Origin of the sequence: Thermococcus chitonophagus (assembly GCF_002214605.1) — an archaeon.
Lineage (GTDB): Archaea > Methanobacteriota_B > Thermococci > Thermococcales > Thermococcaceae > Pyrococcus > Pyrococcus chitonophagus.
The window spans coordinates 1,852,154-1,870,012 of the sequence record NZ_CP015193.1 but is presented as its reverse complement, the minus strand read 5'-3'; the positions used below and the strand labels follow the sequence as shown (position 1 = coordinate 1,870,012).

Sequence of the window (17,859 nt, the reverse complement as noted above, 5' to 3'; positions counted from 1 at the left end):
TCATTTCTGGTGGTGCTATGATCAAGGCAGTGTTCTTTGACTTTGTGGGGACTTTACTCAGCAATGAAGCTGAAGCTGAAACTCACCTCAAGATAATGGAGGAAGTTGCAAGGGGAACCGATGTGGATCCGAAGGAACTCCTAGAGAAGTATGAAAAGTTAACGAGAGAAGCCTTCTCAAGCTATGCAGGGAAGCCCTTCAAGCCGATAAGGGTCATAGAGGAGGAAATCATGGAGAGACTTTCCCAGGAGTTTGGAATAAAGTTTCCTGAGGACTTTTGGGAGATACACTTAAGGATGCACCAAACCTACGGTAAGCTTTATCCCGAGGTTGTTGAGGTTCTTAAAGAATTGAAGAGTGGGGGTTATCATGTCGGCCTAATTACTGACTCCGACAATGACTACCTCAAAGCTCATCTCGAGGCCTTAGGCATTCTTGATCTGTTCGATTCAATAACGACGAGTGAGGAAGCAGGATTTTTTAAACCCCATCCCAGGGTCTTTGAAGTTGCTTTGAAGAAGGCTGGAGTCAAGGGAGAGGAGGCTATATACGTTGGAGACAACCCAGTTAAGGACTGTGGGGGAGCTAGACAACTGGACATGCTTTCAGTTCTAGTGGATAGGACCGGGGAAAAGAGGGAGCTTTGGAAGGAGTGCGAGTTCGTGATTTCTGACCTAAGGGAGGTTTTAAAGATAGTGGAGGAGCTCGGCGGTCAGTAACGGCAGGGCTCATCACCTTTCAGGGGTAGCAAATTTCATCATTCCAGCCTTTTCTTTGCTTCAATCACCCTCTGTATAAACGTTATCCATGCGAGTACTGCAACCATGTACACCCCAATCCAAACCCTATTTATTAGGGCCGTCACCATTAGTATTATTAATCGCTCTCCCCTCTCGGCTATTCCCACGGCTAGTGTTCCAGAGCCGGCAAGTTCTGCTCTGCATCTAGTATAGCTAACCATGTACGATCCAATAAGAGCTAGAAAAGCTACTCTCCAGTCAACTAATCCCCCAAGGGCTATTCCAAATAAAACTGCCGCATCGCTTATCCTGTCGAGAGTTGAGTCTAGGAAACCTCCGAACTTTGTAACCTTACCTGTGAGTCTTGCTAGGGAACCGTCGAGGGCATCAACAAATGATCCAAAGATCAATATTAAGCCTGCGAGAATTTGATTGCCGAGATAGAATTCATAAGCAGAAAGCAGGGTTATTAAAAGTCCAATAACCGTTAGCTGGTTTGGTGTTATCCCAGCCTTAGCCAGGGGGCTTGCTATCCCCTCTAGGTACTTCTTCGCCATCGGTCTTAGTCTGCTCAGCATTCCCCTTAACCTCCACGACCTTCTTGCCCCTCGCCTGTGGAATTATCTTCAGCTTTGCGTTTTTAAATTCCTTTCTGAGTCCCTGACCCTCTAGAAGCCTATCGAGGAAGACAGCTAAAGCTGCAACTTCACTGTGGGGCTGATTTCCTATGGCTACGTTGTAGTCTGCCAGCTCGTAAACTTCCCTGGGGACTTTCTCTGCTCCTACTATGACCATAAAGTCTTGCCCTTCCCTTAGCTTGTCTTTAAGCTCCTCAATGACGTCATCTATATGCAACCCGTACATTGTCAGGTGAACTTTAACCCCTTTGAACTCCTTAATCCTCTTTTTCCAGCTTCTGTCAAATTCAATGAAAAACGGACCCCCCCATCTTCTGACTACATCCTCCACGCTTTCCTTTACCTTCTCGTCCTCTTCTTCACTTATTATAACTACTCCATCAGCTCCGAAGGCCCTGGCCGTTAACGCGACGTGGGTAGTTATCCTCTTGTCTCTTTCAGGTCTGTGGCCGAGCCTCAGCACGACTATCATGGGTATCACCTATACGTCATAAGTAGCTTCTCCCAGTAGACTCTAAAGTCTTCCTCCCATTTTATGTCGTAGTAGAACTCATAAAATGCCTTTATTGTTCCGCTAAGTTTCTGAGCATTTACCTTACTTAGTAAATCTTCAACTTCTCTTGGATCCCCGGAGTTAAATAGAAAGAGTGCAAATATCTTTTCGTTCTTTGAATCTAGTAGAGCTAGCACGTTCTTTATTTTTTTATACGTCTCAGGGTCGACTTTATTGTAAAGGGCGACCATAAGGGTTTTTTCTGTGTTCGAGACATACACACTTGTTAAGTCTTCGTGGCTGTGCTCTTTTCCATCAGGCTTCAGGGCAACAAGTTCATTTCCAAATATGCCAATTTCCTGATACACTGCAGGATACCATCTACTTGAAATGTAATCCTCTCTAGTGCCAAAGAATAGGTGCTTGAAATCTATGACATACCACCTTCCGGAGAGGTACACCTCGACGAAGGGGTATTTGGTACAATCAACACCATTGTACACTGCAAGAAGCCTAGCTGGGATGTTTATTGATCTGAAGTAGGCAACCGCCAGGATGTCTGCTTCGATGGGGGATATAGTGGCTGAACTCCGAATAATTTGAGGATTGAGGGTTGTTATGCCCCTCTCTTCAAACGTGAAGTGAGTAACGATGTAGTTAAATATTGCTTTAGCGGCTTCTATGTCAGATTTAGATCCATTTATTAAAGGCACTACATCGTTTCTCAGCTCTCTCCTGTTAATTGTTGAGTTTGATCCGTAGAACCTTTCCCAATACTCATCGACAACGGAGTTCATGAATATCCACTTACTGATGTTTCCGTAAGCAACTATTATTTCTTCTTCTGAAAGCATCCATGGTTGCCAAAGTACGGTTACATCTTTCTCCAGCACTTTCTTCCCACGTCCATACTTGGAGCTGTACTCTAATATTATGAATATCTTTGTTTTCTCAAATTTTGGAGGTGTTTCTAAGGATATGACCCCTTTAACAGTTGAGGAAGGAGGAACAATAATTGGCGTTTTTGGCAACTTTAAAACCTTTAAATCTCCGGAATTTACCTCAATATCTGTGATCCTAACTTCGGCTTCAAGGTTGTTCTTAATAATCAGAGGCATCTCAACTACCTTGCCACCGTATGTTACATTTTGACCAGGTAAGCTGATGTTAATTTCGGAGTTTTCTCCTCCTTTGACAACCTTTATCGTGACTTCGTATATGTTGCCCTTCCAGGTTCTGTGAAGCTCATCTATTATATCCAAGTAGGCTCTTAAGGTGTACGTTCCTGGGATCATAGGACCTCTGAGGGTCCATATGAGTGTAGTTGACTCCCCTACCTTCAGGGGTGAAGGGAACTTTGGGGACTGAACTATTACAAAATCATCCCCTTCAATCTGCAAGTCTGCCCCCACTATTCCGACTTTTCCCGTATTATTTATCGTGACTATGATATGGAAAATGCCCCCTGGCTCTATAACATTTGTATCTAGCTCAAACTTAACCTCGGCGGGAGGCTTTATGAGGCATCCAAATGAGAGTGATATCAGGATTACCACAATAAGCTTTAAATATTTCATAACTTCACCACATGATTTTTGGAGTGACATTTAATAAAGTTTGTGAAGTTTAAAGGTAGCAAGGGTGTTTGACATGATAACGGTGACAACGGACTTCGGGCTTAGTAGTCCTTACGTTGGGGAGATGAAGGTTGCCATGCTGAGAATAAATCCAGATGCAAAGATCGTCGATGTTACCCATGCCGTAACTAGACACTCGATACTTGAGGGCTCATTCGTAATGGAGCAGGTTGTAAAGTACGCTCCCCCAGGAACCATTCATGTTGGGGTTATAGATCCTGGGGTCGGAACCGAGAGGAGGGCTATAGTGATAGAAGGAGAACAATGGTTAGTAGTTCCTGACAACGGCTTGGCAACACTTCCAATGAAGCACATAAGGCCGAGGAGGGCTTGGGAAATTGATCTTGAAAAGATCAGGAAGTTTACCGGGTGGAAGATTAGCTCAACATTTCATGGTAGAGACGTATTTGGCCCAGCGGCCGCTTTAATTGAGAAGGGCATTAAACCAGAGGAATTTGCGGAGGAAACTTCCCCTGATAGTCTCGTAAGGTTAAACATAGAGCCGGAGGTTAAGGGTGACGTGTACACGCTTACCGTAATATACGTGGATGACTTTGGTAATGTAATACTCAACCTTGAAAATTATGAGAGGCCTAGAGAAGTCGAGCTCCTCGACTTTGGATTGAAGATTCCCTACTTAGACACCTATGGTCAAGTAGAGAAGGGTGAGCTTTTGGCACTCCCTGGGAGCCATGATTACCTGGAGATAGCAGTGAATCAGGGATCGGCTGCTGAGGTTCTGAACTTAAAGGTTGGGGATAAGGTTAGGGTTAGGCTATGGAGGTGAGAAAATGAGGGGTTTATTCGTTGGTAGATTTCAACCCGTCCACAATGGCCACATAAAGGCTCTGGAATTCGTTTTCTCTCAAGTGGATGAAGTGATAATTGGAATCGGGAGTGCTCAAGCAAGCCACACCATCAAAAATCCCTTTACGACGGGAGAGAGGATGGAGATGTTGATCAGGGCCCTAGATGAGGCCGGCTTCAAGAAGAGGTACTACCTCGTACCCCTACCTGATATAAATTTCAACTCCATATGGGTTCCGTATGTTGAAGCGATGGTTCCAAAGTTTGAGGTTGTTTTCACGGGAAATTCACTAGTTGCCGAGCTCTTCAGGGAGAGGGGATACAAGGTTATAGTGCAGCCAATGTTTAGAAAGGACATACTCTCAGCAACCGAAATCAGGAGGAGGATGATTGAGGGAGAGCCCTGGGAGGATCTAGTCCCCAAGAGCGTGGCCGAATACATAAAGGAGATCAAGGGTGTTGAGAGGATTAGAATGCTTGCAACCAACTTGGAGTCCTCGGAGAAGGAGCTTCAGGCCCCAATAAGGATCCCAGAGTATTAGGTGGTTGGAATGGAGGAGATGTACAAAAGGTTAAGGGAGATGCTAAGGGTTGATATAATCGACTTAGAGTTCGATGGAGAGAAGATAATAGTTTACGTCCCCAGGGATCAAGTTAGGATTGCAGTTGGGACAGGTGGAGCAGCAGTTAAGGCTGTCGAGCTGGTTCTTGGCAGGAAAATCGAGGTGCGGGCGAGATAGGACTGTAGGATATAATATCCTACTTTCTATTATCCCTAATTTAATATCTATGTTTGAAATAAGATGGAAAAACATTTATATGCTCAATTATCATGTAATAATTAATTATCAGGTAATAATTATAGGTGAATAGAAAATGACAACTTTTAGTTTATGGTGGTTTAGATGGAACGGAACAACGTATGAATCAAGAATGAAACTTGGAGATAAAAAAGCAATCACAGAAGATTTTAAGGAAAGGGGCTTTGACTGTCTTATTGCCCTAGATGGGGAAGGAAAACAATGTAACTTTACAAAGGATGGATACGAGGATGGCCGGCAACTTGCAAAATTCTTAAAAAAGAAATTGGTGACAGTAAATTTTATGCTCCTATACCCTTTTATAGGTATCATAGCAAAATTCCAAGAGATGACTCAGAAGGTAGATTTCAAAATTCTTATTGGCAAAAATGGATTGATGGCTTTTTAGATACTCTCCATCTTCAAAATTTTGTGGGCTTTTATTGGAGTCTTGAAAGTGTAATCCAGACAACTTATGGATATGATAAAGGAAAGAAAGTTAGCGCTGAGTTAATTAAAGAAATGTCAGAGTATATTAAAGACCATGGCCTTGAATTTATCTGGATACCAGCACTTAGGGGACGTAGTGTTGATTATTTGGATAATAATTCAAGTTTGGGAGAAAATGAGGATAGTATAAAAGAGTACTTTGATTATATCTTCCCACAACCAAATTATTATCAAGTTCCATACTCCCATGATCAGTTTAAAACTATTCCCAAATGGTTATATGAAAATGACCTATATATCGAAATGGAGGCTGATAGGACAGTTTTGGGAATAGACTGTAATAGTGACCAGGATTGCCCTGAAAATATGAGATGTAATATAGGAGTTTGCTGGGAAAACTGTAGAGTATCAGATCCAACACTGGCAACTAAGTACGCAGGAGATTATGTAAGTGTCCAAAAGGATGTTATTGGAAGAAAATTCCAGCATAGAGCCTACTACTTCAGCGTTGCCCTTGAAGTCATTGATAAACTGCAAAATTATTGTAACGTTAAGTTTGGTGAGCCATATGTTTAATAAACTCATACTCTGCTTTTCTTGTATTCTTTTGATTATCTATCCAGCTTTTTCCTTGGCTAGCATGGGAGATGGCTTTATAACATCAATAAATGTTTATCCCGCGGATAACAGCAGTGCATTTATCGTGGTTGCTTGGGCTATAGGGGCATATGGACAGTGCCCCGGCCTCAAGAGAAACATCTCAAATTGTTCTCTAGACCCAATTAACTTCACTTACTACACCTTTTACTTTGACGGAAATTCTATCCTCTACCTACCACAGCTTTCAAATACCGATTCCCTAATAAGCTTTAACGGTTCAGAGCTCGTCTACCTCTATGGCGAGAATCCTCCTAAAATTGGGCATAACGCTAACTACTACCTATTGGACATTAATAAGAAGTGTGTACTTCCCTTGGGAAATCGTTCTAAAGTTTTTAAGCCAATCCAAGGGGTTCCTGGGGAGATTAGGGACGGCAACGTAGTATTTTCTAACGGCTCAAGGATGTATGCAATTCCTTTATACAAACTCCTCAACTACACAATTCTCGGCGTTGAGGATCTTAGGGCCGTATTTCTTAAGAATGGCATTTTGATATATCCAGCTTCCTACATGGGCAGTAAGGACTGGGGCTACCCTTATGTCGTGCTCCCTGATATTGAAAACTTATCTAGGGTGAAGATAGCGAGGATCGATGAACTGCCTCCCGTGTCGATATTTTTCTATGACGGAAAAGAATTGAAAGCTTTCCCGCTTTACAGGATAACGTACCGAAACTCAGAATTAATGCCAGATATCGTTGTGGATAGAACTGTGGAATTTTCCAGTTGTAGGGGTTGGAATTCTTGGGTGGTTGGAGCGTTCCTTATCCTGCTTATAGTGCTTGTTGCTGTGTTAAAGAAGAGGGCCTAAACTATTTTTAGCTATCTCCTGCTCTTGTTGGATTCACGACCTTACAGTTGCTCAATATATGAGAAGAACTAGATATTGAGTAATCGATTTTACCCTGCACATTTAAACATAATATTGCAATTTTAATACAATAAACTTTTATAATATCTCAACAGTAACCTGTGATGGCAGTATCTATTGACAAAGTTCGCACCATATATTTTTGGACCGTGTAACATCATGATACAAAAGTTGAAGCCCGAGTACAGAAGAGGGCGAGTTTATTGTTTTGGGAAACATCTAAAGGGGTGATTAAAAATGTCCAAACTGGTGGGTTATCTTTTTCCTCTCATACTTGCACTTCTCATGCTCTCATCACTAGCCTCCGCTCAGGGAGAAATTCTTGAGACTAGGTACGCCGTAATGTCCAACGGGAGTGACGCTCTTATCCCTCTTGATATTTTAACGTACGTGCCATACTGTCCGCCCCTCTCGGGAATAGACTGCCACAATGCCACGACTGGAGAAGTTCTTGGTGGCAGTAGTTTCCTCCTCTACTTTGACGGCTCCCAGCTTTACCTTCTCAACTTCACACCAGCGGTCATAGCGCTCTACCCCAACTATTACTCACTTCTGGACTTACAGCTCCATGATGCGCGCTTCATAAACGGAAGCTGGTATATCAACATCACGTTTTATCCTCCACTGGCAGAGATTACTGGCGTTTACCGCTTCAATCCGGGCAAATTCTGTATCGAACCTGTGAACATAAGCTGGCCCCAACTCCCTACAGGAGAACTCAAAGACAGTATTGATGGCTGGAAAATAGTACTTCAATCGAAGAGTTCTGAAAAATGGGGCCAAGCCAATGTCAGTGACACCTGGGTAACGATGAGCAAGGAAGCATTGAGATGGTCTCCCGGCCCGACTGAGATCGTTAACTCAAGTGTCTTTCCTGTTTACTTCCTCCTGAAAAAGGAAAATAAAAAGGAAAATCTGGTCAGGAGTCTGACCTCCTCGCCCTGAGGGGCGGGGGTTCCTCTTGGGTGTCATTACCCTGCCCTTCAGGGGGTTCATTGGTTTGCGGGCCCATCACCTACTCCCGTCGCCAGTTTCGGTTCAGCCCGCGCTATTGAAAAACCGAAGAGGTGATAAAAATGTCCCGGCTAGTAATTCTAATCGTCCTCCTCTTCCTCGCCGTTCCCGTCTCTGCAACATATTATGTGGACAAAGGAGGCTTTCTCTACGAGGTAAGGTATTCGGTCTTTTCAAACGGAACAACTGCCCTAATTAATGCTGAGGTTGACAATTATGGCATAACCTGTGGTATGGACAATTGCTGGGCCGAGGTTTACGACAGTTACAACTACCTCCTGCTCTTTGATGGTTCTCAGCTCTACCTCCTCAACTTTACCCCAGCATTGCTCTCGGCCCTTCCACCCTACGCGCCGAGGAACGTGAGTTGGGTTCACTTCAATGCAGTAGACTACGTGAACGGTTCTTGGTACGTTAACGTGAGCGTTTTCGCTTACTCCGCGGACTCTCAGGAGGGTGTAAACTTGAACCATGTTTTCAAGCTCGACACAAGGAACTTCTGCATTGAGCGGGCCAATATCTACCTCTCTGGGTTTCCGAGGGGGATGAAATATACCATTAACTACTGGAAGATTGAAATTCCAAGACAGTTTCAGGCTAAGCAGGTTTTCATTAACGGCACTTGGGTTCGGATTTCTAACGAAACGGCTATGAAGATTCCACCTTCTGCGGACTTCTTTATCGTTCCAAACCGCACTGTTGAAAATTCAAAGTACTGCCGCTTGATATTCTCCCATCAGCGCCCCTTGGTGGTCAACTGGACTCAATTTCCAGTCTATTTCACGCTGAGGAAAGGTAATTGGACGAGAAACATTACTCTCTTCTACGTCAATATCACGAATGCTATAAAGGGCTTCTGGTTTCCGAGTGAGGTCAAAATAGTTAACGTAACGATCTGTAAAGCCAATTCTCCTTATATTGAGAAAACGACCACAGGCACAGCCATTGGGAAGAACACTACGACAACATTTTCTCCCGTGAGCTCCTATTCGTCTTCCAATTATTCCACTCTGGGAACATCAACTGCCAAGGGGAAAGTTTGCGGGGTCGGTTTCATGCTCTTGGCTATACTTCCTCTTCCGATACTTAAGAGAATGACCTCTCGTTCAGATGTCCATCGAAAGAGATATAAAAATTAGGTTTTCAGAATTCAGCGGTGGTAATCATGGAAAGTATCTTCCAGAACGAGATAATTAAGGAGATTTTGGCTAGATACAGAAGAATTTGGGCTATAGGTCATGCGCAGAGCGTTCTCGGCTGGGATCTTGAAGTAAACATGCCCAAAGAGGGCATCATGGAGAGATCTGTAGCCCAGGGCGAGCTATCAGTTCTCTCCCAGGAGCTCCTACTAAGGCCGGACTTCCTCGAGTTGGTGGAAAAGGCAAAGGATCAGGAGCTCAACGAGTACGAGAGGGGAGTTGTCAGGGTTCTCGACAGATCAATTAGAATAATTAAGGCATTTCCACCCGAGTTCTTGAGGGAGGTAAGCGAAGTTACCGCTCAGGCCACAAAGGCCTGGGAGGAGGCCAAGGCCAAGGATGACTTCTCCAAGTTTGAGCCTTGGCTCGACAAGATAATTGACTTAGCAAAGAGGGCCGCTGACTACCTGGGCTATGAGGAGGAGCCATATGATGCCCTGCTTGACTTATACGAGGAAGGCCTCAGGACGAGGGATATAATCAGGATGTTTGATAAGCTCGAGAAGGAGCTCAAGCCCCTCCTTGATAGAATCCTTGAGGAAGGTAAAGTCCCTAGGGAGCATCCCTTAGAGAAGGAGAAGTACGAGAGGGAGTGGATGGAAAAGGTTAACCTCTGGATTCTCAAGAAGTTCGGCTTCCCGCTCGGCGTGAGGGCTAGAATAGATGTTTCAGCCCACCCGTTCACCACAGAGTTTGGAATTAAGGATGTAAGAATCACCACGAGGTACGAAGGCTTTGACTTCAGGAGGACTGTCCTCAGCACGATTCACGAGTTTGGACATGCCCTCTACGAGCTTCAGCAGGACGAGAGGTTCATGTTCACTCCCATCGCGGGAGGAGTTAGTTTAGGAATACACGAGAGCCAGAGCAGGTTCTGGGAGAACATAATTGGCCGCTCAAGGGAGTTTGTCGAGCTACTTTACCCAGTACTCAAGGAGAACCTGCCCTTCATGGATAAGTACACCCCTGAGGATGTTTACCTGTACTTCAACATGGTGAGGCCCGACTTCATAAGGACTGAAGCTGACGTCGTCACCTACAACTTCCACATAATCCTGAGGTTCAAGCTCGAGAGAATTATGCTCAACGAGGGGGTCAAGGCCAAGGATCTCCCTGAGCTCTGGAACGAGGAGATGGAGAGGTTGCTCGGGATAAGGCCAAAGACGTACGTGGAGGGAATACTTCAGGACATACACTGGGCCCACGGTAGCATAGGCTACTTCCCCACTTACAGCATAGGGACAATACTTGCGGCACAGCTCTACTACCATATGAAAAAGGATCTGGACGTTGAGACAAAAATTGCTGAGGGAGATTTCGAGCCGATAAAGACTTGGCTCAAGGAGAAAATACACAGGTGGGGCTCAATTTATCCGCCGAAGGAGCTACTTAAGAAGGCCATCGGGGAAGAGATGGATGCGGAGTACTTCATTAGGTGGGTTAGGGAGAGGTACCTCTGATTTTTATATTTTTTGCATAGTGTTGATAATGAACGAAAGCTTCGTAAATGTTATGGTAGAGTGGGCCCGAAAGTACGTTGAGCATTATCCCGAAAGGAGAGAAGGTCATTGAGAGAGCTTTGAACTATGCGAAGGGATATTATAAGGCTCTCACCGGAAAAATCCCTCAGGACCTTGTGTTGGTTGGAGGAGAGAGGCTTAGAAAAGAATTTCATGATTAATGCTGGGTAATGTTTAAATATGATGCATGTGTTCAGTGTACTGGGTGCAGTAAAGTGGTGAAAACTATAACAATATCTGATGATGTGTATGAAGAGCTGGTTAGGATAAAGGGGAATAGATCATTTAGTGAATTGCTTAGAGATCTTCTCAGAGAGAGGAAGGGAAATATAGATGTTTTGAAGCATATTTGCGGTATCTTCAGTGAAGAGGAGTATGAGGAAACAAAGAAGAGACTTAAAGAGATTGAGGAGGAGTTTGAGAAATGGGGGCAGTCCTTGATACGAACATAATACTCGAGCTTGGTAGAAAAGGTCAAGGAAGTGATATTTTCGAGAAAATATCGTCTATTGACAATACTTTTTACATAACTTCTATAACAAAATTTGAAGTTCTTATAGGGTTCCCCAGAAAGGACGAACTAATGTGGTTAGAATTACTTCCTGAGCTTCCTTTTGATGGCAAATGTGCCGAAGTAGCTTCCTATATACATAGAAAGTTACGGGAAAGGGGAACGCCTTTATCCTTCCGAGATCTGTTTATAGCATCCATAGCAATCGCCAATAATTTGGCGTTAATAACAATGGACGAAGACTTCACTGTCTTGAGGGATATGGGGTTTGAGATCTATCTTATAAAGGGGTAATTTTAATGAAGTTCAGCCACTTCATAAAATCCTTTAAGGAGCCAATGATAGCCCTAAGCAACGCCCCCTACAGGGGAGGGCTAACCAAGGCTAACGGCTTCTTCTTCATGATGGTTCACAAGAACTACTCCGGAAACTACAAGGAGGACTGCAGAAAGTTCGAAGAGGAGCACAACCTCAAGAACTTCGTTGGCTTCATGACAGCGGCTGACGTGGAAAAGGTACTCGCGGTGGCGAAGAGGGGGAGTGTTACAGCTTACATTACGGCCGGAATAACTAATCCGGCAATAGCTGGTGAGGAACCTCCTCCTTGGAGCCCAGGAACCATAAATATTGCCGTGGTAATAGAGGAAGGACTAACAGTTGGGGCCCTCGTGAACGCGGTGATGACAGCTACAGAGGCAAAAACCTACACCCTCTTGACGATGGGCTATAAGGCCACTGGGACGACGAGCGATGGAATCGGGGTTTTCGCGTTTGAAGGGGACATTGAGTGGGCCGGAACTGCAACTAGGCTTGGGATAAACATTGGAAAAGCAGTGAGGAAAGCTTTGGAGGAAAGCATAAAGAAGTGGAGCGAACTCTAACCCTTCATTTTCATAAGCCTCTCGTACAGTTCTTCAACCTTTCTTGAGACGTCCTCAGGCGAAAATCCTGCCTTTACCGCTAACCAAGTTGCTCCTCCTGCTCCAACACCTTCCTTCACGTAGCCCCTCTCGTAATCCTGTAACCCTTTAAACTTGCTATTCGAGAAGTCTAAGTCGGCCGAGTAAGTTATTATCCCTATCTCCCTTGCAGTCTCAACAAAGGTTGCGCTTTTATCCTGAACTATCCACTTGGTTGTGGCAATCATGAACCTGTCCATACTCTCCTCCAAGGCTTTTAACACGGCAGCGACGGCCAGCATCTGGGTTCCTCCGGCGAGCACCACGTTTTTCCTGAATCCTAGCGATAATCCAACAACCGTGGCCATCATTGGATCTCCGAACTGCCTTATAGCCTCTATTGGGTCATCTTTCAGGCTCCCTTTTTCCACGCCTGCCCTCTTGAATCCCTCTTCTATTACCTTCCTCTTAAGTTCCTGGGGATTTGATGGTGAAGCTGAAGATGTTCTTGCTTCGTAACCTAGAGCCCATAGAACGGCCTGAGCTGTTGTTGTTCCTCCCGGAGTTGACTCCCCTATTACCAGCTCCTCTATGTTCGTCTTGTTCAGCTCTTCTCCAAGTAACTTGGCCCTCTCAATTATTTCCTCAACTTCTGGGAGTGCAGGCTCCTCCCTGAAGTCCCTCCCAATCTTGTCGCTGATGTGAACGTGGGGGAGCATCGGGGGCAGGTAAGTTCCTCCCCTAACCACTAGAATTGGAAACTTGGCAAGTTCCCTTGCTGCCTTGGTTATTATAGCTGGGGTCGGATGCCCCTCGGGGGTTACTGGTATCGCATCTATAATCCTGGGCTTTTCATAGAAGAGATACTCAGCATCTGCCGGAGGAGTAAGCTTTGTCAGCTCGGGAGTTGCTCCTGCAACGCTTATCCCAGGAATTAGGCTTATCTCAGTGTTCCCCAGGACTAGAACGAAGAGGCTCTTCATACCACCACCGTTGGAGAAATTATCCAAGAATTTATATTCCTTACCCGCATTACCTTATGGGAATACAGATGGGAAGGGCTTTAATGATCCTGGGGACTTCATCTGGAGCTGGAAAATCTCTCTTGGCTACTGCCCTATGCAGGATTTTCTCGAATATGGGTTATGACGTTGTCCCCTTCAAGAGCCAAAACATGAGCCTCAACTCCGCGCCAACAATAGAGGGAGGGGAGATAAGCAGGGCCCAGTATTTGCAGGCGATTGCCTGCAGAAAGAAGCCTTCCGTAAAGTTCAATCCCATTCTCCTCAAACCAGAGGGGAACATGAGGAGTCAGGTGGTTTTCATGGGAAAGCCAATTGGGAGCGTTTCCGCTCGCGAGTATATGCTCTCAAAGAAGGAAGAACTCTTCAGGAAGGCCATGGCCGTTCTAGATGAGCTTAAGGAGAAGCACGATCTCGTGATAATTGAAGGGGCAGGCAGTCCAGTTGAGATAAACCTCAAGGACTATGACATAGCGAACACTAGAGTCATGCTCCACGCCAAGGCAAAGGGAATCCTCGTTACGGACATAGATCGGGGAGGCAGTTTTGCGTCAATAGTTGGCACAATGGAGCTCCTAAAACCGGAGGAGAGGGAGGCGATAATAGGGTTCGTCTTCAACAAGTTCCGAGGAGATCCCTCACTCCTCGAGCCGGGCTTTGAATATTTGGAGAAACGCTACGGGAAACCAACCCTGGGAGTTATCCCCTACGTGGAGCACCGCCTTCCCGAGGAGGACTCTCTCGCTGAGTTCCCGAAGGTTAAGGGCGAGCTCCACATTCAGATAATCAGGCTCCCTCACATGAGCAACTTCACAGATTTTGAACCCCTGCATTGGGCCAATGGAGTTGACTACGTAACTAGGCCTGAGGAAATTAAGGGTGACCTGATAATAATCCCGGGGAGTAAGAACACCGTTGAGGATCTGCTCTGGTTGAGGGAGGAGGGTTTTGAGGATGCCATAATAGAGGCCCACCGCGAGGGCTCCTTCGTAGTTGGAATCTGCGGTGGCTTTCAAATGCTTGGGGAGAAGATAATTGACAACGTTGAATCCAAGCGCGGAGTTATTATGGGCATTGGTCTTTTGCCCGCAGAAACAGTATTCTCGAAGGTAAAGAGGACGAACCACCTTAAGGCTGAAGTCCTGTGGGGGCCTGCTAAGGGCATGAACGTGGAGGGCTACGAGATAAGGTTTGGTAGGAGCACCTCTGAGAGACCTTTCTCCTTAATAACATCTGTCAACGGGGCAAAGGCTTTAGAGCCCGAAGGTGCCGTTGGCGAGAGGGCGTTTGGAACTTACCTTCATGGAATATTCCACAACTTCACCTTCACAGAGCGTTTCCTGAACTTTCTAAGGAGGGAGAAAGGCTTAGAGCCGATATCAATTGGGGAGTGGAGCATAGAGGAGGAAATTGAGAGGTTCGCTCGAATCGTTGAGAAGAACTTTGACATGGAGCGGATACTTGAGGAACTTTAATAGTAGTCCTCTGGCCCTTCAAGGATCTTTGGTGGTCTCCTTTTCAGCCTCCACATCTTGTATTTAATGTAAACCAGAACCAAAGCTAATAGGACAAGGATACCGGCCATTAGGACTAGGATACCCACTAAGAATAAGACCACTATTATCGCGGCAAGCATTAGCAGGGCAATTCCTTTTATGTATTCTTTAACTTTCATCGATTGGAGTGGATTTGGGAAGGATATATCTCTTTCTGCTAAAACGTACCTATAATCAGGAGGGTTCCCGCCCGAGTTATTTCGGCAACTGCTCCTATGCAGTCTCCGTTAAGCCCTCCAAAGTTCTTAAGGGAGATGTGTATGGTGTAGGCTCCTATAGCCAAGCCTAGGAGTGAAACTATGGCCTTGGGATATAACGCTAAAACGGGGATCATGAGGAGGACGTATAGGGCCGTTCCAATTACCATGTTCTTTCTATTCATACCCTCCATGAAGTACGCCCCTAGTCCTCTTCCTAAGGGCTTTTTGGTTGCCAAAGCTAGCAGCATCGCGTACTTTGAGTTCAGCTCTCCTAGGTACATCGAGTAGAATGGAGCCCCTTCAAGCGAGTACACTTGAACTAACAAAACAACTACTACGGCAAAAATTCCGGCTATCCCAGTATTTACGTCTTTCATCGCCTTTATCTTCCCCTCTCTATCCCCCTTGACCATTATTCCGTCGGCCCAATCCGCAAGGCCGTCAAGGTGAAGTAAGCCAATGGTGAAGTAGAGGGCCAAAACTCCAAGCAAATTTCCTCTCGGCAGTTTGAAGTACAGGATTAGAGTCGGCAGAAGGGAGGTTATAACTGCAACGAGCGGAAAGGCCCAAACCTCTTCCCTAGCCTTTTCAAAATCACCTTTAATCGGAATCCTCGTTAGGAATGGAGTCAGGTTTCTCATAGTCACTCTACCTCTTCTCCAGCGGACTTCGTAATGTGTCTGATTATTGCGTCGGAGATCCAGAATCCTTTCTCTCTCAGTTCCTTTAGAACAGGAAATACCTGTTTAATAATTCCTCTCTTTTTTGCGGGTAATATTACACCTGCAGTTCCAATGATATTGAGGCCAAGATCCTCTGCAAACTTCCTGGCCTTTAAGTCATCAAGGATGATAATATCAGCATTCAACTCGAGGGCTAGTGCAATGGCTTCTGCTTCTCCTTTTCCAAGTGAGTAAGAGAGTACTTTCACGAATTTTTCGTCTGAAACTGGTCTTACAATAACCCAGCTTGAGAGTTTTTCTCCGAATTCTTCGGCTACAGCGGGCAGTATTATTATCTCCTCGAAGAGTTTCTGCAAAATGTCAAGATGTCTTATATTTGATAGTCTAATAAGCGCGCTTGTATTAGAAACAACGATCATACAAGACCCTCAACAGTTTTTACGTCTTTTTCTGCCTCTTCTTCAGGGTAGTTAATTGGAATCTTTCTCTTTCTTAATTCATATAGGAATTCCCTAACAGTGAGACCAGCAAATTCAGCAGCTTTTCCTAGACTAAGCTTTCTTTCCCTATATAGTTCAATTGCGGCAAGCAACATTATTTCTTTTTCAGGCTTGGGTCCCAGCAGTCCTTTAATGTCCTTTGGTATCTCCATATTGTTCACCCAATCTTTGTTGTGACGTTCAATTTTTATCAGCTTTATCTTCGAAGAGCTTAGTCATACATCCAGCTATTAAACCTCCTATCGCATCGTCGAGAAACGGTGGGAGCTCCTTTAATATCCCCGGTTTTCTTGTGTCGTAGTAGAAGAAGTTGAAGAGGGCGAACTTTCCCCCAATGTACTCGGCTATATTTATCCCTATTAGTTCGTCAGCAATGAGATTAACGGGATCTCCCTCAACTTCAAAGTTCTCCTCAAGGAGGATTGCGGAAAGCAGGAGGGCTTGAACGTTTATATCTTCAAGGTACCCGAGGAGTAGGGAGTGTAGCTTTTCCTTGATGTTATCTTTTTCTTCTCCTATGTAGAGCTCTAGGGCAGTGTCTATGATCGCCTGTAGGGTTATTCCTTTCTCTTCAAGTCTCTTGAGGATTCTCTCCTTCATCTTGGATCACTCCGTAGTATCTTGCTACAGCCTTCGCTATCTCCCTCTTAAGGGCTTCAGCTTCTTCTTCGTTTATTTTGATCTTCTTTATTATCCTCTCAAACTCCATTGCCTCCTTTATGCGCTTCTCTAACTCGTTCATAACTATCACCTTAATTTATAACCTGTGGGATATATTCTCCATCATGGATATTTTAATCTTCGCGCTACTCTGGGATCTGCTCCTAGGTGAGCCTCCCGCCAAGCTTCACCCGGTTGTGTGGTTTGGTCACTTAATTAGTTCACTTGACAAAAGATGGAAGCGCAGAAGGCCTATCTTTGACTTCTTTGCCGGATTTTTGGTTGCGTTAGCCGTTATCGCTTTTGCCTTTGCTCTCTCGCTCCTTCCCAAGTATCTCCCATACCCCCTGAACTACTTCCTAGCGGTTTACCTCCTTAAGTCCTCATTCGCCATAAGAAGTCTCTATGAGCACGTGGCAAGGACGATTACCAAGGATGTAAAGGAGATGAGAAAGGCAGTGTCCATGATCGTGAGTAGGGATGTTAAGTCCCTTGACAGGCCTCACTTAATCTCGGCCTCGATCGAAAGCCTCGCCGAGAACTTGAACGATTCTGTAGTTGCTCCCCTATTCTACTACCTCCTGTTTGGCCTTCCTGGGGCCTTAATCTACAGGGCGGTGAATACTCTCGATGCAATGATTGGTTACAGGAACGAGAAGTACGAGTACTTCGGTAAATTCTCTGCGAGACTTGACGATGCCCTAAACTTCATCCCCGCGAGGATTACGGTTTTGCTCTTTCTTCCTTTTGGCCCCAGGAAGGTTGTAAGGCACTACAAGCTCGCCAAGTACAAGATAAACTCGGATAAACCGATAGCCGTGATGTCGGCTGTTCTTGGGGTGTGGCTTGAAAAGCCTAGCTATTACAGGTTCCCTGGAAGGGAGCCTCAGCTTGAAGACGTGAAGAGGGCCCTGAGGTTTTACTGGATAGCTGTGACTGAGTGGTTACTCCTTGTTCTGCTTTTAAAGGAGTTGGTAGTTGGACTACCAATTTAAAATA

Annotated in this window: 25 protein-coding genes; 15 read left to right on the top strand and 10 right to left on the bottom strand. The window is 45.1% G+C overall.

Translation table 11 applies throughout. The features are described 5' to 3' along the window. Positions 1–17 precede the first annotated feature (17 nt). On the top strand, positions 18–719 hold the full coding sequence (locus tag A3L04_RS10335; protein ID WP_068577842.1) for a TIGR02253 family HAD-type hydrolase: 702 nt from the start codon (positions 18–20) through the stop codon (positions 717–719). A gap of 38 nt (positions 720–757) precedes the next feature. On the opposite strand, the gene pgsA is transcribed toward A3L04_RS10335, so the two are convergent. The 3 genes from pgsA to A3L04_RS10320 are packed head-to-tail and all read right to left on the bottom strand — an operon-like array spanning position 758 to position 3,448. Next, on the bottom strand, positions 758–1,318 hold the full coding sequence (gene pgsA / locus A3L04_RS10330; protein ID WP_068577840.1) for an archaetidylinositol phosphate synthase: 561 nt from the start codon (positions 1,316–1,318) through the stop codon (positions 758–760). After that, entirely contained in the window at positions 1,254–1,850 is a 597-nt protein-coding gene (locus A3L04_RS10325; RefSeq protein ID WP_068577838.1) for a tRNA (cytidine(56)-2'-O)-methyltransferase, read from the bottom strand. The genes pgsA and A3L04_RS10325 overlap by 65 nt, the downstream gene beginning before the upstream one ends. A gap of 5 nt (positions 1,851–1,855) precedes the next feature. Then, the gene (locus A3L04_RS10320) at positions 1,856–3,448 is read right to left on the bottom strand and encodes a transglutaminase domain-containing protein (protein WP_068577836.1); all 1,593 of its coding nucleotides are present in this window, start codon (positions 3,446–3,448) and stop codon (positions 1,856–1,858) included. A gap of 73 nt (positions 3,449–3,521) precedes the next feature. On the opposite strand from A3L04_RS10320, the gene A3L04_RS10315 reads away from it, so the two are divergent. From A3L04_RS10315 to A3L04_RS10265, 12 genes are all read left to right on the top strand, one after another. Then, positions 3,522–4,295, top strand: coding sequence for an SAM hydrolase/SAM-dependent halogenase family protein (locus A3L04_RS10315; RefSeq protein WP_068577835.1), 774 nt, complete (start codon positions 3,522–3,524; stop codon positions 4,293–4,295). A gap of 4 nt (positions 4,296–4,299) precedes the next feature. After that, on the top strand, positions 4,300–4,857 hold the full coding sequence (locus tag A3L04_RS10310) for a nicotinamide-nucleotide adenylyltransferase (protein WP_068577833.1): 558 nt from the start codon (positions 4,300–4,302) through the stop codon (positions 4,855–4,857). Between the two features lie 9 nt (positions 4,858–4,866). Next, positions 4,867–5,055 carry a KH domain-containing protein gene (locus A3L04_RS10305; protein WP_068577831.1) on the top strand — a complete coding sequence of 63 codons (189 nt, stop codon included), beginning with the start codon at positions 4,867–4,869 and terminating at the stop codon, positions 5,053–5,055. A 136-nt stretch (positions 5,056–5,191) separates the two neighbouring features. Beyond that, the gene (locus A3L04_RS11060) at positions 5,192–5,524 is read left to right on the top strand and encodes a hypothetical protein (protein ID WP_157895700.1); all 333 of its coding nucleotides are present in this window, start codon (positions 5,192–5,194) and stop codon (positions 5,522–5,524) included. 23 nt (positions 5,525–5,547) lie between these two features. Then, complete coding sequence (locus A3L04_RS10300) at positions 5,548–6,141, top strand: DUF4855 domain-containing protein (RefSeq protein ID WP_068577827.1); 594 nt, start codon at positions 5,548–5,550, stop codon at positions 6,139–6,141. Positions 6,142–6,205: 64 nt separating this feature from the next. Continuing rightward, positions 6,206–7,036, top strand: a complete 831-nt coding sequence (locus A3L04_RS10295) for a hypothetical protein (RefSeq protein ID WP_157092427.1) — start codon at positions 6,206–6,208, stop codon at positions 7,034–7,036. Positions 7,037–7,333: 297 nt separating this feature from the next. After that, positions 7,334–8,041 (top strand): hypothetical protein, encoded by a 708-nt coding sequence (locus A3L04_RS10290; RefSeq protein WP_068577823.1) that lies wholly within the window; start codon positions 7,334–7,336, stop codon positions 8,039–8,041. A gap of 131 nt (positions 8,042–8,172) precedes the next feature. Continuing rightward, entirely contained in the window at positions 8,173–9,249 is a 1,077-nt protein-coding gene (locus A3L04_RS10285; protein ID WP_068577822.1) for a hypothetical protein, read from the top strand. Positions 9,250–9,275: 26 nt separating this feature from the next. After that, positions 9,276–10,769, top strand: a complete 1,494-nt coding sequence (locus A3L04_RS10280) for a carboxypeptidase M32 (RefSeq protein WP_068577819.1) — start codon at positions 9,276–9,278, stop codon at positions 10,767–10,769. A 275-nt stretch (positions 10,770–11,044) separates the two neighbouring features. Beyond that, positions 11,045–11,281, top strand: a complete 237-nt coding sequence (locus A3L04_RS10275) for an antitoxin VapB family protein (protein ID WP_068577817.1) — start codon at positions 11,045–11,047, stop codon at positions 11,279–11,281. Next, positions 11,254–11,634: a type II toxin-antitoxin system VapC family toxin gene (locus A3L04_RS10270; RefSeq protein ID WP_068577815.1), complete on the top strand. Its 381-nt coding sequence runs from the start codon at positions 11,254–11,256 to the stop codon at positions 11,632–11,634. Before A3L04_RS10275 ends, A3L04_RS10270 begins: the two co-directional genes overlap by 28 nt. Positions 11,635–11,639: 5 nt before the next feature. Further along, positions 11,640–12,221, top strand: coding sequence for an adenosylcobinamide amidohydrolase (locus A3L04_RS10265; RefSeq protein WP_068577813.1), 582 nt, complete (start codon positions 11,640–11,642; stop codon positions 12,219–12,221). Here A3L04_RS10265 and cobT read toward each other — a convergent pair. Continuing rightward, on the bottom strand, positions 12,218–13,222 hold the full coding sequence (gene cobT / locus A3L04_RS10260) for a nicotinate mononucleotide-dependent phosphoribosyltransferase CobT (RefSeq protein ID WP_068577812.1): 1,005 nt from the start codon (positions 13,220–13,222) through the stop codon (positions 12,218–12,220). The genes A3L04_RS10265 and cobT overlap by 4 nt on opposite strands. Positions 13,223–13,290: 68 nt before the next feature. Between cobT and A3L04_RS10255 the strand changes: the two genes are divergently transcribed. Beyond that, a complete protein-coding gene (locus tag A3L04_RS10255) occupies positions 13,291–14,736 on the top strand; it encodes a cobyric acid synthase (RefSeq protein ID WP_068577810.1) in 1,446 nt (481 codons plus the stop codon). Here the strand turns inward: A3L04_RS10255 and A3L04_RS10250 are convergent. The 6 genes from A3L04_RS10250 to A3L04_RS11055 are packed head-to-tail and all read right to left on the bottom strand — an operon-like array spanning position 14,733 to position 16,942. Then, complete coding sequence (locus A3L04_RS10250) at positions 14,733–14,936, bottom strand: hypothetical protein (RefSeq protein ID WP_068577809.1); 204 nt, start codon at positions 14,934–14,936, stop codon at positions 14,733–14,735. The two genes, A3L04_RS10255 and A3L04_RS10250, sit on opposite strands and share 4 nt — an antisense overlap. 38 nt (positions 14,937–14,974) lie before the next feature. Next, the gene (gene cobS / locus A3L04_RS10245; RefSeq protein ID WP_068577808.1) at positions 14,975–15,658 is read right to left on the bottom strand and encodes an adenosylcobinamide-GDP ribazoletransferase; all 684 of its coding nucleotides are present in this window, start codon (positions 15,656–15,658) and stop codon (positions 14,975–14,977) included. A 2-nt stretch (positions 15,659–15,660) separates the two neighbouring features. Then, a complete protein-coding gene (locus A3L04_RS10240) occupies positions 15,661–16,119 on the bottom strand; it encodes a DUF3368 domain-containing protein (protein WP_068577806.1) in 459 nt (152 codons plus the stop codon). After that, positions 16,116–16,352 carry a UPF0175 family protein gene (locus A3L04_RS10235; RefSeq protein ID WP_068577804.1) on the bottom strand — a complete coding sequence of 79 codons (237 nt, stop codon included), beginning with the start codon at positions 16,350–16,352 and terminating at the stop codon, positions 16,116–16,118. Before A3L04_RS10235 ends, A3L04_RS10240 begins: the two co-directional genes overlap by 4 nt. A 28-nt stretch (positions 16,353–16,380) precedes the next feature. Further along, positions 16,381–16,800 (bottom strand): alpha-ribazole phosphatase CobZ, encoded by a 420-nt coding sequence (gene cobZ / locus A3L04_RS10230; RefSeq protein WP_068577802.1) that lies wholly within the window; start codon positions 16,798–16,800, stop codon positions 16,381–16,383. Continuing rightward, positions 16,772–16,942, bottom strand: coding sequence for a hypothetical protein (locus tag A3L04_RS11055; protein ID WP_157092426.1), 171 nt, complete (start codon positions 16,940–16,942; stop codon positions 16,772–16,774). The genes cobZ and A3L04_RS11055 overlap by 29 nt, the downstream gene beginning before the upstream one ends. 43 nt (positions 16,943–16,985) lie before the next feature. Between A3L04_RS11055 and cbiB the strand changes: the two genes are divergently transcribed. Beyond that, entirely contained in the window at positions 16,986–17,855 is an 870-nt protein-coding gene (cbiB, locus tag A3L04_RS10225) for an adenosylcobinamide-phosphate synthase CbiB (protein WP_068577798.1), read from the top strand. Positions 17,856–17,859 lie beyond the last annotated feature (4 nt).